This window comes from Pseudoalteromonas sp. SWXJZ10B (genome assembly GCF_015864475.1).
Lineage (GTDB): Bacteria > Pseudomonadota > Gammaproteobacteria > Enterobacterales > Alteromonadaceae > Pseudoalteromonas > Pseudoalteromonas arctica.
In genome coordinates this window covers 53,673-67,899 of the sequence record NZ_JADYXD010000011.1, presented here as the reverse complement: position 1 = coordinate 67,899, position 14,227 = coordinate 53,673, and the positions used below count along the sequence as shown (strand labels likewise).

The window sequence follows — 14,227 nt, the reverse complement described above, 5'->3', positions numbered from 1 at the left end:
AGAGCGGGTTATTAGCTCAGTTGGTAGAGCAGTTGACTTTTAATCAATTGGTCGATGGTTCAAATCCATCATGACCCACCACTCTCTAATACTTTCCTTTATATTCTTTTTTAAATTCCCATTCTATTTTTTATAAACAGCTTAACTAGTTTGCTGTTATTTATGTTTATATTCTCGTATAATTCGCCCTAATTAATGCACTGTAGATAAGTGGTCGAGAACATGAGTCTAGCTCAAACTATTATGCCTGAAGGTTATATTTTCCCCCCTAAGCCAGCACCGTTAACAAATGACGAGCAAGGCGAATATAAAGCGCGTATAAAACAATTACTAAAAGATAAAAATGCAGTACTTGTTGCACATTATTATACCGATCCTGAAATTCAAGCACTTGCAGAAGAAACCGGCGGCTGCGTTGCCGATTCGCTAGAAATGGCACGTTTTGGTGCACGTCATGATGCAGATATGATCATCGTCGCGGGCGTGAAATTTATGGGCGAAACAGCCAAAATTTTAACGCCAAATAAAACGGTTGTTATGCCAACGCTTGAAGCGACGTGTTCGCTAGATATTGGTTGCCCGATAGACGAGTTCTCAGCGTTTTGTGATGAGCACCCTGACCGTAAAGTGGTTGTGTATGCAAACACCTCTACCGCAGTTAAGGCGCGTGCAGATTGGATTGTAACCTCATCATGTGCACTTGAAATAGTAGAGCACCTTGATGAGCAAGGCGAAAAAATCATTTGGGGCCCAGATAAGCACCTTGGTAGTTATATTCAAAAAAATACCGGTGCTGATATGCTTATGTGGAATGGTGCATGTATCGTACATGACGAATTTAAAACTAAAGCCTTAAAAGATATGAAGGCGCTACACCCAGATGCAGGCGTATTAGTTCATCCTGAGTCACCAGCAGAAATTGTTGCACTTGCCGATTCGGTTGGATCTACGAGCCAATTAATTAAAGCTGCGCAAACAATGGACAATAAAAAGTTTATTGTAGCAACCGATCGCGGCATCTTTTATAAAATGCAGCAACTATGTCCAGATAAAGAGTTTTTTGCGGCTCCAACGGCAGGTGAGGGCGCTTCATGTAAAAGTTGCGCACATTGCCCTTGGATGGCAATGAATGGCTTAAAAGCGATTGAGGAAGCCCTCATAAGCCCTAAAGGTAAAGAAGTATTCGTTGATATGGATTTACGCGAAGGCGCACTTAAATCCTTAAATCGCATGCTTGAATTTACTGCGAGCATGGCTAAGTAATTTTAAAAGTATAAATTAAAACGGTTAGGTCTTAGATTTAGCCGTTTTTTGTGCCTATAGATAAGCTATTGCTTGATAAGTAAGCATTTAAAGGCTCATATTTAAAAATGCCTTGCACCTTAAGGGTCTATTTCATACTATAGCGCGCTGTTGCATTACACAATTGCAGTACTGTGGAGGGATGGCTGAGTGGCTGAAGGCGCACGCCTGGAAAGTGTGTTTAGGTTTATCCCTAACGAGGGTTCGAATCCCTCTCCCTCCACCATTATTATTAGAACCCAGTTACTAATATCGAAAGGTATTAGTAACTGGGTTTTTTAATGCCTTCGCAATGACTAACTATTAACTAAATAGAGTGTTGATAACATGCTTACAAGCTCATGTTTTTCAATTGGCTTTGAAACGTAACCATCAAATAACTGTCTGTATATTTCTTTTTGCTCTGTAAAAACATTAGCAGTTAACGCGATAACAATTTGTTCGTTATTAAGCGCCTTAATTTTTTTACATGCCTGAAGACCATCCATTTTAGGCATTTGAATGTCCATAAAAATAATGTCTGGCTTGTGTGACTCGTATAATGAGATTGCTTCTAAACCATTGTTGGCAATAATAATGGTGGCTTTTGTAGGCTCAAGCATCGCAGATGCAACAAGCTGATTTATTTTATTATCTTCAGCTAATAAAATATTTTTTCCAGATAGGTCAGGAAGCTCAACATTTTTTGTTATTAATGTGCTTTCATCAATCTGTGCTTGTTTTAATGGTAAGTACACATAAAACTGACTACCTGAATTTAATTGGCTTGTTACTTTAATTTCTCCATTCATTAAACCTATTAATGATTTAGTAATAGGTAAGCCAAGACCTGTACCGCCATATTCACGCGTAGTTGATTGCTCTGCTTGTTCAAAGCGCTCAAACAATCGCTCTATAGCCTGCTCAGAAATTCCAATTCCGGTGTCTGATATACAACAACATATTTTGTTTTCGTCGGTTAGCCTAAACGTTACTGTAACGCCACCCTGCGACGTAAACTTAATCGCATTAGATATTAGGTTTAAAAATATCTGTCTGAGTCTAACGGGGTCGCCCACCCAATACTTATGCTCAATATTAATTATAAATTTAAGGTATATATTTTTATCACTGGCTTGCAGGCCAAGATCAGACTCTAAGTGGTGAATAAGTTCAAAAAGGTCGAATGATTTATATTCTAATGAAAGCTTCCCAGCTTCAATTTTAGAAAAGTCGAGGATATCATTAATAATAGTGGTGAGTGAGCGGGTCGAATAAAGTGATTTTTTTAAATACTCTTTTGATTTTTCATTCAATGGCTGCTCTTGCAGTAACTGTAATGTACCTAGTATGCCATTCATAGGTGTGCGTATTTCGTGACTCATATTTGCTAAAAATTCAGATTTAGCTTGTGATGCCTGTTCAGCTAATTCTTTAGCATGTCCGAGAGCTTGTTCGTGATTAATTTGTTCGGTCAAATCGTATGCTACACCCAAATATCCAACAATTTCATTTTCGTTATTTAATAAAGAGGTAACACTTATATTAACTTGTATGTGCTCGCCTGTAGAAGAAATGTATGTCCACTGATTGATATCAGGCTCTGTAGAAGTTGCTTTTAAGATAAACACTTCAAAACCAGGGAAAACAGGTTCATTTAACTCTGCACTAAGCTGTTTGGCTTTTTTTATAATTTCTTCTTTTAAATGAAAAATACCCGGATTTTCAATTCCAATAACGTCTTTTGCTCTATAGCCTAATAACTTTTCAGAGGCTGGATTAAATAAAGTAATTAAGCCATTTATGTCGGTCGCAATAATAGAGTAACTGGCACTGTTTAAAATACTTTGTTGAAGCATACTTATATCAGCAATTTCTTTAGTGCGTAATTTTACTTCTTTTTCTAATTTTAAATTTGTTTGCTGCAGCATATGCTTATTTTGTTTAGCTTTGATAATTCTTCGCTGTGTTCTTTGTGCTCTACGGTAAAAAAACAGCTGAATTATTAAAGTTATAAACATACAAATAAGGGTATAAAAAACACCATTGACAATAGCTTGATATTTACTCGGCAAGTGTAGTGATTCAATAAATGTGTCTGAAGCACTAAGTGTGATTTCCCATGTTCTTCCCATCACTTTAATTACTTTATTTAACTGATAATCAGCCGAGTTGCTTTTAATGCCGTAGCTAAAAAAGTCAGTTTTAACGTTGTTACCTATGTCGCTAATGACTAGCTTATTTTCATCAGCTTGGGAAAGAGAATCTAAAATATTGTTTATTAATAAAGGGGAGTAAGTCCATCCAATTAATTGCTCTAAACGCTGGATTTTATCAGTTGGAATAATAATATTTTTATAAACTGGTAGTAAAATTAAAAAGCCTTGTTGCGATTTGCTATCCGCTTGGATTAACGTAATAGGCGCCGATAATTGAACTTGGTTATTAATTGCAGAATTTAATGCTGCTTTTTTACGTGTACTTTCCGATGCAATATCGAGTCCTAGAGCCCGTGAATTACTTTGCTCAGGAAATATATACTGAATAATAAAGTGCTCATCACTTTCGTTAGCTAGTTTATTTAGTTTAAATATTTGGTTAGGTCGATCGGATTTTGCAGTTTTTAAGAATTGAGCTAAGTTTTCGGCATTCACTTTTCTTATAAAGCCAATACCATTTGCTCCAGGGAATTCTTGGGCGTAATTGCGACTGTTAGAGTAATTGGAAATTGTTTGGTAGCTTAAATTATTAACGCCAATGCCGTGTATAAATCCTTTTAAACCGTATAGCCCATATTTATATAAGTCGAATCTGCTAGTAACGCCTGTTGAGAGTGAAGAAAGGCGGTTGTTGAGGGCTTCATTTATTTTGTTATTAACAGCATCTTGATGTGCAGCGTGGGCAAAGTAAGTTAATACAATACCACTGATGAAAAAAATAGCATGAGTAAGCACCGAGATTAATAACCTTTTACTAACCGGTCGTCCTGAAAACATTAACTCATCCTTTATTATTAATATACTGACAGTATATCTGTTTTATCATCGAAATAAATATAGCACTTATTATTCAGGATACAACTTTGTTATTAATTAGAATATATATATTTTATAAAGGTTTAGAGTGGATGTAATATAAAAAGTTGATTTTACTCACCAAGATAAGACGAACATGTATATAAATATAATAATTTTTATGTTTTTTGCTACTTTATAGCGAACAACAAAAGTATTAGCTAAAGGTGCTGATTTTTATATTTATCGATTTTTTAGTGAATATTAGGTGCTCAAAAAACAACGGATAGCTTTTAGTTTTTGCTTATAACTTTACTTTGTTAAGTTTAAATAAAGTAAAATTTAACCAATATTATGACGCTTTTAAAGGGAACTATCGGTATAGGTTCGAGCGAGCAAGAGACGATGCTCACCTTACTTTTATAATTCATCCGAAACAAAACAAACACTTAATATTTTATAATATGAAAATTAAAACATTAAAAACTTATATTGTTCTATATTTTAGTAGCGTGAAAGAAAACGTGATTACTTAAAATGTAATTACCTTATGACATGTTTACCGTGTAGGTCGAAAAAATACATGCTGCTATGCACTGCACAGTTAAAACTTAAACAAAACAAGGTAACGGAGATAACTATGGCTCACCGAGTATCTAAATTACTTGCGGCAACAGGCGCAGTATTAACATGTATTTCTATTCCTTCGTATGCCGCTGTTAATGGGCTGACAGAACAAGATGAATTTAATATAAAACTTAGATCAATTTATTTTGACCGTGACTACGATAACGACGCAAGTGACGATTCAACTTTTGCTCAAGGTATAGAGCTCAATTACACATCTGGTTATATAAACGATTTAGTGAGTGTGGGTGTATCGACTTACACCGTGATGGATATTAATTCTACGGGTTCAGCCGCAGGTAATATTTTGCCAGCAGGTAATGAGAGCGGTGGAGTTGACGATAGCTTTTCTAAATTTGGACAATATTTTTTAGATTTTAAATTGGGCAACAATGGTCACGTTAAAGTAGGTGGGCAAAAAACCAAAAGTATGTTGCTTAAAAGCTCTGGGAGTCGGGCTATTCCTAATACTTTTAGAGGCGTTTTTGGCGATTACAAAATTGGTAACACTAAATTATACGGTTACGTTTACGATAAATGGAGCCGTCGACACGATGATAGATGGGAAGACTTTTCTACCGATCAATCGGCAACTGGTGCTATTAGCGTAATTTGGGGCGTAGGTGCTACGCATAAAAAAGACAATCTAATATTAGAGGCTGAATATTTAAATTCACACAATTATTTAAGTAAAATCGGGTTAAAAATCAGTTACGACATTAAGCTTGAGCAAAGTAAGTTAACCCTTTCAACTGGCATATTTACCTCACAAGATGATGGCGATTTATTTGTAACAGGCGCAGAGGGTGGTGATTTAGATGATGAAGATGCACCTGGTGCATTAACAGGTTTAACCAAAAGTGAAAACGATGGGTTTGCCTATTACCTAGATGCTGATTGGAAAAAAGATATTTGGAGTGTAGGTGCGGCATTTACTAAAGTAAGTGATGCTTGGATTGAAGATAATTTCAGTGGCGACCATGGTACAAACCCATTTCCAACTCGCTCATTAATTGGTGCCGATTTAACAAATCAAAATGAAACATCATGGCAAGCTCGTTTAGGAATTGATTTGAAAGCAGTATCGCCTGGCTTAACAACTAAATTTTACTACACAGACGGCAGCGATGCTGAAAACTCTGCGTTGGGTAAGTTAGGCGGTACAGCCGACGAAAAATATTGGGCTGTAGATACTCGCTATAAAGTTGAGAAAATAAAAGGCTTAAGCTTACGTTGGTTATTTGTAGATTATACAACCGAAAAATCAGGCAGTGTTGATGGTGTTAAAGGCGATAGAGCTGACCATCGAGTTTATGTAGATTACACTATTAAATTTTAACATGACTTTTAATAAGCCAATGCAAATTTTATGCATTGGTTTTGTTTCCTTTTTTCATTATCTTTATGATAAAACTAACAAATCAATAATAAAAATTAAGCTAATATATGTTTTCTCTTCAACAGTGGCAATCACAGGGTCAATTTACTCAAATTAGTGGCCATCAAATTTTTACTAAAACAGCTGGTGATATAACTAAGCCTGCGCTGCTTTTAATACATGGCTTTCCAAGTGCTAGTTGGGACTGGGAAGGTATGTGGCAAACCCTTAGTGAACATTATTTTGTAATTACACTCGATATGCTAGGTTTTGGTTTGTCAGATAAACCTAAAAATGCAGGCTATAAAATTACTGAACAAGCCGACTTATATACTCAATTTTTAAAAACGTTAAATATTAATGATATATATATTTTAGCTCATGACTATGGCGATACTGTGGCTCAAGAGTTATTAGCAAGGCAAGTCGTTAGCCAAAGTGACTTTAAAATAAACAGTGTGTGCTTTTTAAATGGTGGGTTATTTCCTGAGGTGCATAAACCCTTATTTATACAAAAGCTTTTACTTTCAAAGCTAGGTTGGATAGTGCCAAAATTAATGAATAAACAAAAATTTGCCAATAATCTACTTACTATTTTTGGTAAAAGTACACCGCCTTCAAAACAAGTGGTAGACACTTTGGGAGCTGCTAATTTATAAAGATGGCTTAGCCGTAATGCCCAAACTCATTAGTTATATAAAGCAGAGGCAGCAAAACCGAGAACGCTGGGTTGGTGCCATCATAAATAGCAATATACCACTTACGTTTATAGCAGGCGCAGAAGACCCAATCTCTGGTAAGCATATGATTGAGCATTATAAAAAGCTTATTCCCAATGCGCGCGTACAAGAGTTTGTAGAGCTTGGGCATTATCCGCAAGTAGAAAATCCAGATGCAATTACGCAGGCTTATTTGAATTTTAGATATTGCCAATAAAAACGCGACTACTAAATTAAGTGCCGCGTTTATAAATTTTAGAACTCTGAGTATTTAGGCTTTGAACCTTAATATTTTTGCTTTGGCGCTTTTAATTGTTTTTCAAATTCATCTGAAAACAATATCGTGCCATCATCTTCCTCTGTAGGGAAGGCAGCAATAAGTAAGTCATCTTCCTCAAGGCCTGGTGTCCAGCGACTAAACCAGTCAGCAAGTGGGATTGCTTTAGCGCTGCAGCCAGCCCATTCTCCAGTTGCCCATGCTTCTGCAAATTCACGAGTTGGCCAAACTGGCACACAGTCGTCATCTTCGTTGGCAAGCATAACGCAGCCATCATCATCGTTTAAAATCCATACTTGCTTGAACTGTTGTACGGTTTCGAACATATAGGCTAGGCGTTTTTTTGCTCCAAGTCCTAAAATTACTGCGTGTTCTTCGCTTAAATTTGGCGTTGTCATAATTAGCTCACTCTTAATTACTATTGATATTAGGGCGTGTTGACCTTTGTGGATTGAAATTTGTTCAATCTAGGGGCGATTAAATCGCGGCGCGAGGTTTGTAACCTAGTGGGCTAAGTAAAAACCGAGCAACAAAGAGTTAATCGTCCCTAGAAAGAACCCTTTGGGCAGCGCATGTTTGGTCTTTATGCTGCGTTATCGCCTATTTATGGGGAATAACCACACTACATAGGCTCTGCCCTGCCTAAAAACCAAACATACTGCTGCAAATTCACCCACCAAAGATCAACACGCCCTAGTATATCTAAATTATATGCACACAAGTATATCGAGTTATATGACAGAGTGTTGAAAAGTTGCTATTTAATTTCAGCAATGCAGATCTAATTTGTAGATTGATCAGTATAATTTCTCACTAATTTGAGCGATCATTCAAAATAAGCTTGAATGTTTGTAAAAAGGCCACATTGTAGTAAGCATATACTTAATGAAGGATTGAAAAATGACAACTGATCTACTTGCTCCGTTTAAATTAAATAACACGATTGAGCTTAAAAACCGCGTACTTATGGCGCCATTAACGCGTTGTATGGCTGACGATAACTTAGTGCCAACACAAGATATGGTTGAATATTATGCTCGCCGTGCCGAAACCGGTTTAATTATTAGTGAAGCAACTATTATTCGTCCAGATGGACAAGGTTACCCAAATACTCCGGGTTTATTTACCAGCGAGCAAATTCAAGGTTGGAAAAAAGTAACTGACGCTGTGCACGCTAATGGCGGCAAAATGTTTGCACAGCTATGGCATGTTGGCCGTGTTGCACACCCTCACTTTTTTGATGGCGATGTACTTGCTCCATCGGCAATTGGCGTTGAAGGTTCTGTACCACGTATGCGTGAGCTTACCTACATCACACCAAAAGCAGCCACAACTGATGACATTAAAAGTCTAGTTGCTGATTTTGCAAAAGCCGCTGAAAACGCTATTGAAGCTGGTTTTGATGGGGTAGAAATTCACGGTGCTAACGGTTATTTAGTTGACCAATTTTTACATTACGCTGCAAATACACGCAGCGACGAATACGGTCAAACGCCTGAGAATATGTCGCGTTTTGCACTAGAAGTAACCGATGCGGTTATTGCTGCTGTAGGCAGTGATCGTACTGCACTTAGATTAACACCGGGTGCTTACTTTAATATGAGCGAAGATAGCCGCGATAAAGCGGTATTTGATTACTTATTAACAGAACTTGAAAGCAGAGAATTAGCGTACTTACACGGTGGTATTTTTGATGACAGCATGCGCTTTGACTCGCTTGAAGGCAAAAGCATCTCTGAATTTTTACGAGCAGGCTACAAAGGTACATTAGTAGGTGTGGGCAGTTATAGTTTTGAGTCAGCAAAAGAGGCTATTAACGATGCTAAGTTTGACTTAATCGCTATTGGTCGCCCACTTATTGCAAATCCAGATTACATTAGCAAAATTGCAAACGGTGAAGAGTTAGTACCATACAGCGATGAAATGCTTGCACAATTGAAATAAATTACTATTTGTAATAAGTTCTAGAAAATAATTAAGACACCCAAAGTTAAACCTTTGGGTGTCTTTTTTTGTACATATTCCCGCCATAAATCTTCCATATTTGTTTAATTTTTATGTAAATAAAGTTCATCCTCGTTGTCATATTTAAAATTCATACTGTCCGCGTTTTCATATTTCATAATTAAAATCAAACGGGACAACAATGTACGCTTTAAAAAACAAATCGCTTTTGAGCATGGCAATTGCCATGGCTGTATCAACATCTAGTTATGCTAACGACAACACCATAGAAGAAGTAACCGTGGTTGCTAAACCAACGAGCTACGCTAATAATGTTATTGAGCCTGCAATGCTTGAGCAACAAAGTTCGGTATCGAGCATATTATCAGTTATTGATAATTTACCAGGGATTAGCATAAACGAAGGTGATGCATTTGGTGGCGACGATTGGTCTACTACAATCACTATGCGTGGTTTTAGTATTGATGGGAACCAACAGCAATTAGGAATGACCGTTGATGGCATTCCCAATGGAGGCTCTAATTATGGCGGTGGTGCAAAAGCTAACCGCTACCTAGATAGCGAAAACTTAGCAACGGTAGAAGTTGGCCAAGGTACGTCTGATATTAAATCGGCTTCACTTGAAGCGCTAGGCGGTACATTCAACTTTGTAAGTAAAGATCCAAGCCTTGAAAGGGGCACTACTTTTGCTTATACCTCAGGGAGTCACGATGCCACGCGTTATTACTTTAAACACGAAACAGGCACTGTTTTTGATAGTACCCAAGCGTACGTAAGTTACTCGCAAACCGACACAAGTCGTTGGATTGGCTCAGGCAGTAATGGGGGGAAAGACAACCAACATGCTGAGGTTAAGTTTGTATCTAATTTTAACGACTTAACACTTACCGGGCGCTTATCTTACGACGATGTAAGCGAGACAAACTATAACAGTGTAAGCCTTGAGCAGTTTGAACAAACACCAGAGTGGGATCAGCTAACATGGAATTGGACGGGAGTTCCGCATTTTGACCAAATGTTTGCAGAAGGCTGGGGAACGCTGCGTGAAAATACCTTAGGCTATTTAAAATTTGAATACGCGATTTCGCCAACCTCATTATTAACCGTCAGCCCTTATTACCATAAAAATTCAGGTCGCGGCGATTGGATCCCACCTTACTTAACAGCACCTATTGATGAAAATGGCGAACCAACAACCGAGGGCGGCACTAATGCAGGCTCTTATGGTTTTGCTGATAGTGAAGGTGATCCGCTTGCTCCAAACGAAGGGTGCACCGCAAGTTTTAGCTGGCCATGGGAGTCGGGTCCTGGTTTAAATCCTGCGTGTTACGATGCAACAGCAACGCCTGTCATGTCATACCGCCATACACATTACAACAAAGATCGTCTAGGTGTAACGGCAAACTACCAAGCTACATTTGGTTATCACGATATAGAAGCGGGCTTTTGGTATGAGCAAAGTGAGCGTGACGAATCTCGTGATTGGCACAAAGTAATTGACGCACGTATTTATCATCACTTTGATAGCACGCCTTACTGGACACAATACAAAAACACCTTTGATACCGATACATTCAAATGGTACCTACAAGACTCAATTAATTTTGGCGATTTAACATTAAATATTGGTGCAAAACAGTATTTAGTTGAGTTACAAAAGTACGACCACTTTGCTAACGAAAGTTCAGATAAAGTAGATAGCGACTCAGACGTGTTATTTAGCGGGGGTGTATTGTATCAGCTAAATAACAGCACAGAATTATTTGCCAGTTACAGCGAGAATTTTTCAGCAATAAAAGACGGTGTACTTGAGCGAGATAGCTCAACACTTACAAACATAGAGCCAGAAACTGCCGACAACATCGACTTTGGTGTACGTTACCAAGCCGACAGATTAACCCTTACAGCAACGGCTTACAGTGTTAAGTTTGATAACCGCATTACCTTTATTGCGCCTGGTAGTGGCACAGACGGCATTGATTACACGATTGGCACAAATGGCTCGTACGTGAATGTAGGGGGTATTGACTCAAATGGGCTCGAGCTTGCAGCAAGCTATATGTTAACACCAAGCTGGAGCGTGTACTCGTCGTATACTAATAGCAGTTCTGAGTATTCATCCGATGATCCAAATGCATACGATTCACAGGGTGTAATATTAAAAGATGAAAGTGGTAATGAGGTCGCACCAAGCTTTAGAAAAGGCGACAGCATAATAGATTCATCAGAAGATTTATTTGTGGTATCTACCGATTACTTTAGCGATGGCTTTCGTGTTGGTTTATCGGCTAAATACACCGGCGAGCGTTTAGGTGCATGGCAAGACGAAGACACTCGCACGCGTAATAAAGTAGACGGCTACACCGTACTTGATTTTAATGCAGGTTATTCAACTGACGTAGATGCAGGCCCGTTTAAAGCCATTGACGTATCGTTTGTTGTTTACAATGTTACTGACAAAAGCTACTTAGCAGGTGGTACCGGTAACGGCTCTACTTATTACATTGGTGCGCCTCGCACTGCGGCAGTTACATTGACCGCTGACTTTTAATTAGGTTTTAGTAATTGAATTAAAATATAGCCCATCATTGATGGGCTTTATTATATGAAAGGGCGCAAACGCGATGAAAACAATTATAAAAGTAACACTATTTAGCTTAAGTGTATTAGCGAGCAGCTTTGCAACAGCAGCGCAAAATGTAGTGCTGGTAACGCTTGACGGGGTACGCTGGCAAGAAGTATTTAATGGGGCTGATAATAGCTTAATTAATAATACTGATTTTGTTAAAAAGCCTGAGCAATTAAAGACCCAATTTTGGGCAAAAACAGCAAATGAGCGCCAGCAATTACTTATGCCTTTTTTAACGCAAGTAGTGGCTAAAAAAGGGATTATAATTGGCGATAGAGCTAACGGCTCTACTATGTCGGTAAGTAACCAGTGGTATTTTTCATACCCTGGTTATAACGAAATACTCACTGGTGAAGTTGACGAAAATATAAATAGTAATAACAAAGTGCTCAACCCAAATAAAACTATTTTAGAGCGTTTAGATAAGTTACCTGAGTTTAAAGATAACACAGCCCTATTTGGCAGTTGGGATGTATTCCCATACATTGTAAATACTAAGCGCAGTAACGTGTATGTAAATGCAGGTTTTATGTCAATTGAAGAGAATTTATTCACTGATGCGCCACTGTTAAATGCGCTACAAAATGAAATTCCCAGTCCTTGGTATAACGTACGACTAGATAGTTTTACATATCGCTTTGCTAAAGCGTATATGTTGGCTAAAAAGCCTAAGTTGTTAGTGATAAGTTTAGGCGAAACCGATGACTTTGCGCATGATGGTCATTACGATCAATACCTTAAATCGGCAAGGCAAAGTGACGCCTTTATAAAAGACTTATGGGCAACCATTCAAACTACAGCGGGTTATAAAAATAACACCACACTAATTATTACTACTGATCACGGCCGTGGCAATAATGCCAATGATTGGCAACATCACAGCTCTAAACGTGCACTTGCTGAACTAGAGTTAGGTGAAAATACCTACCCAGAAGGAATTGTCGGCTCTGAACATATTTGGCTTGCAGCCCTTGGCCCCGCAATAAAAGGTAGTGGCTTAATTAAAACTAAAAATGAGCTTAAACAAGCGCAAATAGCGGCGACCGTTTTAAAGGCTCTTGGGCAGAACCCAAATGAAATAAATTCAAATATGGCGCCTGCTATTAGCGAGATTTTAAAATGAAGAATCTATTAAAACCATTAACCCTATCTGCCTTGGTGTTGAGTTTGGTTATTAGCGCGAGTGTTAATGCCGCGCCATCTAAAATCCTATTTGGTTCGTGTGGGCATCAAGATAAAAACATACCCATATTTAATGCAATTAACAAAGAGCAGGGGGATTTGTTTATATTTTTGGGTGACAATATTTACGGCGATACCAACGATATGGATATACTTGCCGATAAATACCAACTTTTAGGGGCAAAGGCGGGTTTTAAAATCTTGAAAGAGCAAACGCCTATTATTGCTATGTGGGATGACCACGATTATGGCCAAAACGATGCAGGTAAAGAGTATCCGCATAAAGAGCAATCACGCCAAATTATGCTTAATTTTTGGGATGAACCTGTAAACTCAGCGCGTCGCACTCGTCCTGATGGAATTTATACCTCGTACATGTATGGTGAAAATGAGCAAACCATACAAGTAATAATGCCTGATTTACGTTGGAACCGTGATGCACTAAACCATGTAGGTGAGCTTGAATACTACACTAAGCGTAAGTTAAATAACCAAGGCCCGTATAGTCCTAGTGAAGTGAAGGGCGCATCAATGCTAGGTGAAGCCCAGTGGCAATGGCTTGAACAAGAGCTTAAAAAGCCTGCTGCAATAAAATTGATTGCCTCAAGCTTACAGCTTTTACCCGATTTTACAGGTTGGGAGTCATGGGCAAACTTTCCTGAAGATAGAAACCGTTTATTTGCATTGATTAAAAAGCATAAGGTAAATGGGGTAGTGATCATCAGCGGCGATACGCACTGGGGTGAAATATCAAAGTATCAGCAAAACCTTGATTACCCATTAATTGAGATGACCAGCTCTGGCTTAACTGAAAAGTGGAAAGATGTAAGCCCTAACAAACACCGAGTAGGGAATTTTACTCATAACGTAAATTATGGTGATTTAAGCATAGACTGGCAGCAAATTGACCCCACTATTTCACTTAAATTAAAAGGCATTGATGGCGAAGTAATAATGCAAAGTGATTTTAGTTTATCAAGTATTAGCCCTTATAAATAAACTCACTACTACGCACAGTATATAAAATAGATGCTGTGCGTATAAAATCTGTAAGTTAGTTCTTAACTCTCTGATTTATTAAAGCCAATTACCCGTTTGCGCTACCCCTAATATTGAAAATATCTTACACTGGTTTTATCTCAAGCAAGGTCAGTG

8 protein-coding genes, 2 tRNA genes and 1 pseudogene are annotated in these 14,227 nt (G+C 38.1%); 9 read left to right on the top strand and 2 right to left on the bottom strand.

Annotation, left to right across the window (positions count from 1 at the left end; genetic code table 11):
- The first annotated feature begins 5 nt into the window (after window positions 1-5).
- The 3 genes from I6F54_RS11820 (at window position 6) to I6F54_RS11810 (ending at window position 1,528) form a co-directional block, all read left to right on the top strand.
- Window positions 6-81 (top strand) — tRNA-Lys (locus tag I6F54_RS11820).
- Window positions 82-222: 141 nt separating this feature from the next.
- Window positions 223-1,263 carry a quinolinate synthase NadA gene (gene nadA, locus I6F54_RS11815; RefSeq protein WP_007580396.1) on the top strand — a complete coding sequence of 347 codons (1,041 nt, stop codon included), beginning with the start codon at window positions 223-225 and terminating at the stop codon, window positions 1,261-1,263.
- A gap of 175 nt (window positions 1,264-1,438) precedes the next feature.
- Window positions 1,439-1,528 (top strand) — tRNA-Ser (locus I6F54_RS11810).
- A gap of 70 nt (window positions 1,529-1,598) precedes the next feature.
- Here I6F54_RS11810 and I6F54_RS11805 read toward each other — a convergent pair.
- Window positions 1,599-4,277 (bottom strand): CHASE domain-containing protein, encoded by a 2,679-nt coding sequence (locus I6F54_RS11805; protein ID WP_197141496.1) that lies wholly within the window; start codon window positions 4,275-4,277, stop codon window positions 1,599-1,601.
- Window positions 4,278-4,935: 658 nt separating this feature from the next.
- Here I6F54_RS11805 and I6F54_RS11800 point away from each other — a divergent pair.
- On the top strand, window positions 4,936-6,261 hold the full coding sequence (locus tag I6F54_RS11800; RefSeq protein WP_165726146.1) for an OprD family outer membrane porin: 1,326 nt from the start codon (window positions 4,936-4,938) through the stop codon (window positions 6,259-6,261).
- Window positions 6,262-6,368: 107 nt separating this feature from the next.
- Window positions 6,369-7,236: pseudogene (locus I6F54_RS11795) on the top strand (alpha/beta fold hydrolase).
- 68 nt (window positions 7,237-7,304) lie between these two features.
- On the opposite strand, the gene I6F54_RS11790 reads toward I6F54_RS11795, so the two are convergent.
- On the bottom strand, window positions 7,305-7,694 hold the full coding sequence (locus I6F54_RS11790) for a DUF2750 domain-containing protein (RefSeq protein ID WP_007585609.1): 390 nt from the start codon (window positions 7,692-7,694) through the stop codon (window positions 7,305-7,307).
- A 502-nt stretch (window positions 7,695-8,196) separates the two neighbouring features.
- On the opposite strand from I6F54_RS11790, the gene I6F54_RS11785 reads away from it, so the two are divergent.
- From I6F54_RS11785 to I6F54_RS11770, 4 genes are all read left to right on the top strand, one after another.
- On the top strand, window positions 8,197-9,240 hold the full coding sequence (locus I6F54_RS11785; RefSeq protein WP_007585611.1) for an alkene reductase: 1,044 nt from the start codon (window positions 8,197-8,199) through the stop codon (window positions 9,238-9,240).
- Window positions 9,241-9,442: 202 nt separating this feature from the next.
- Entirely contained in the window at window positions 9,443-11,812 is a 2,370-nt protein-coding gene (locus tag I6F54_RS11780) for a TonB-dependent receptor domain-containing protein (RefSeq protein WP_197141494.1), read from the top strand.
- A gap of 73 nt (window positions 11,813-11,885) precedes the next feature.
- Window positions 11,886-13,013, top strand: a complete 1,128-nt coding sequence (locus I6F54_RS11775; protein ID WP_197141492.1) for an alkaline phosphatase family protein — start codon at window positions 11,886-11,888, stop codon at window positions 13,011-13,013.
- The gene (locus I6F54_RS11770; protein WP_197110743.1) at window positions 13,010-14,071 is read left to right on the top strand and encodes an alkaline phosphatase D family protein; all 1,062 of its coding nucleotides are present in this window, start codon (window positions 13,010-13,012) and stop codon (window positions 14,069-14,071) included. The genes I6F54_RS11775 and I6F54_RS11770 overlap by 4 nt, the downstream gene beginning before the upstream one ends.
- Window positions 14,072-14,227: the final 156 nt, after the last annotated feature.

Excerpts from the sequence above, each read along its gene's own strand:
- nadA (WP_007580396.1), top strand. The coding sequence starts at position 223 with ATGAGTCTAGCTCAAACTATTATGCCTGAAGGTTATATTTTCCCCCCT.
- I6F54_RS11785 (WP_007585611.1), top strand. The coding sequence starts at position 8,197 with ATGACAACTGATCTACTTGCTCCGTTTAAATTAAATAACACGATTGAG.
- I6F54_RS11780 (WP_197141494.1), top strand. The coding sequence starts at position 9,443 with ATGTACGCTTTAAAAAACAAATCGCTTTTGAGCATGGCAATTGCCATG.
- I6F54_RS11790 (WP_007585609.1), bottom strand. The coding sequence starts at position 7,694 with ATGACAACGCCAAATTTAAGCGAAGAACACGCAGTAATTTTAGGACTT.
- I6F54_RS11770 (WP_197110743.1), top strand. The coding sequence starts at position 13,010 with ATGAAGAATCTATTAAAACCATTAACCCTATCTGCCTTGGTGTTGAGT.
- I6F54_RS11800 (WP_165726146.1), top strand. The coding sequence starts at position 4,936 with ATGGCTCACCGAGTATCTAAATTACTTGCGGCAACAGGCGCAGTATTA.
- I6F54_RS11805 (WP_197141496.1), bottom strand. The coding sequence starts at position 4,277 with ATGTTTTCAGGACGACCGGTTAGTAAAAGGTTATTAATCTCGGTGCTT.
- I6F54_RS11775 (WP_197141492.1), top strand. The coding sequence starts at position 11,886 with ATGAAAACAATTATAAAAGTAACACTATTTAGCTTAAGTGTATTAGCG.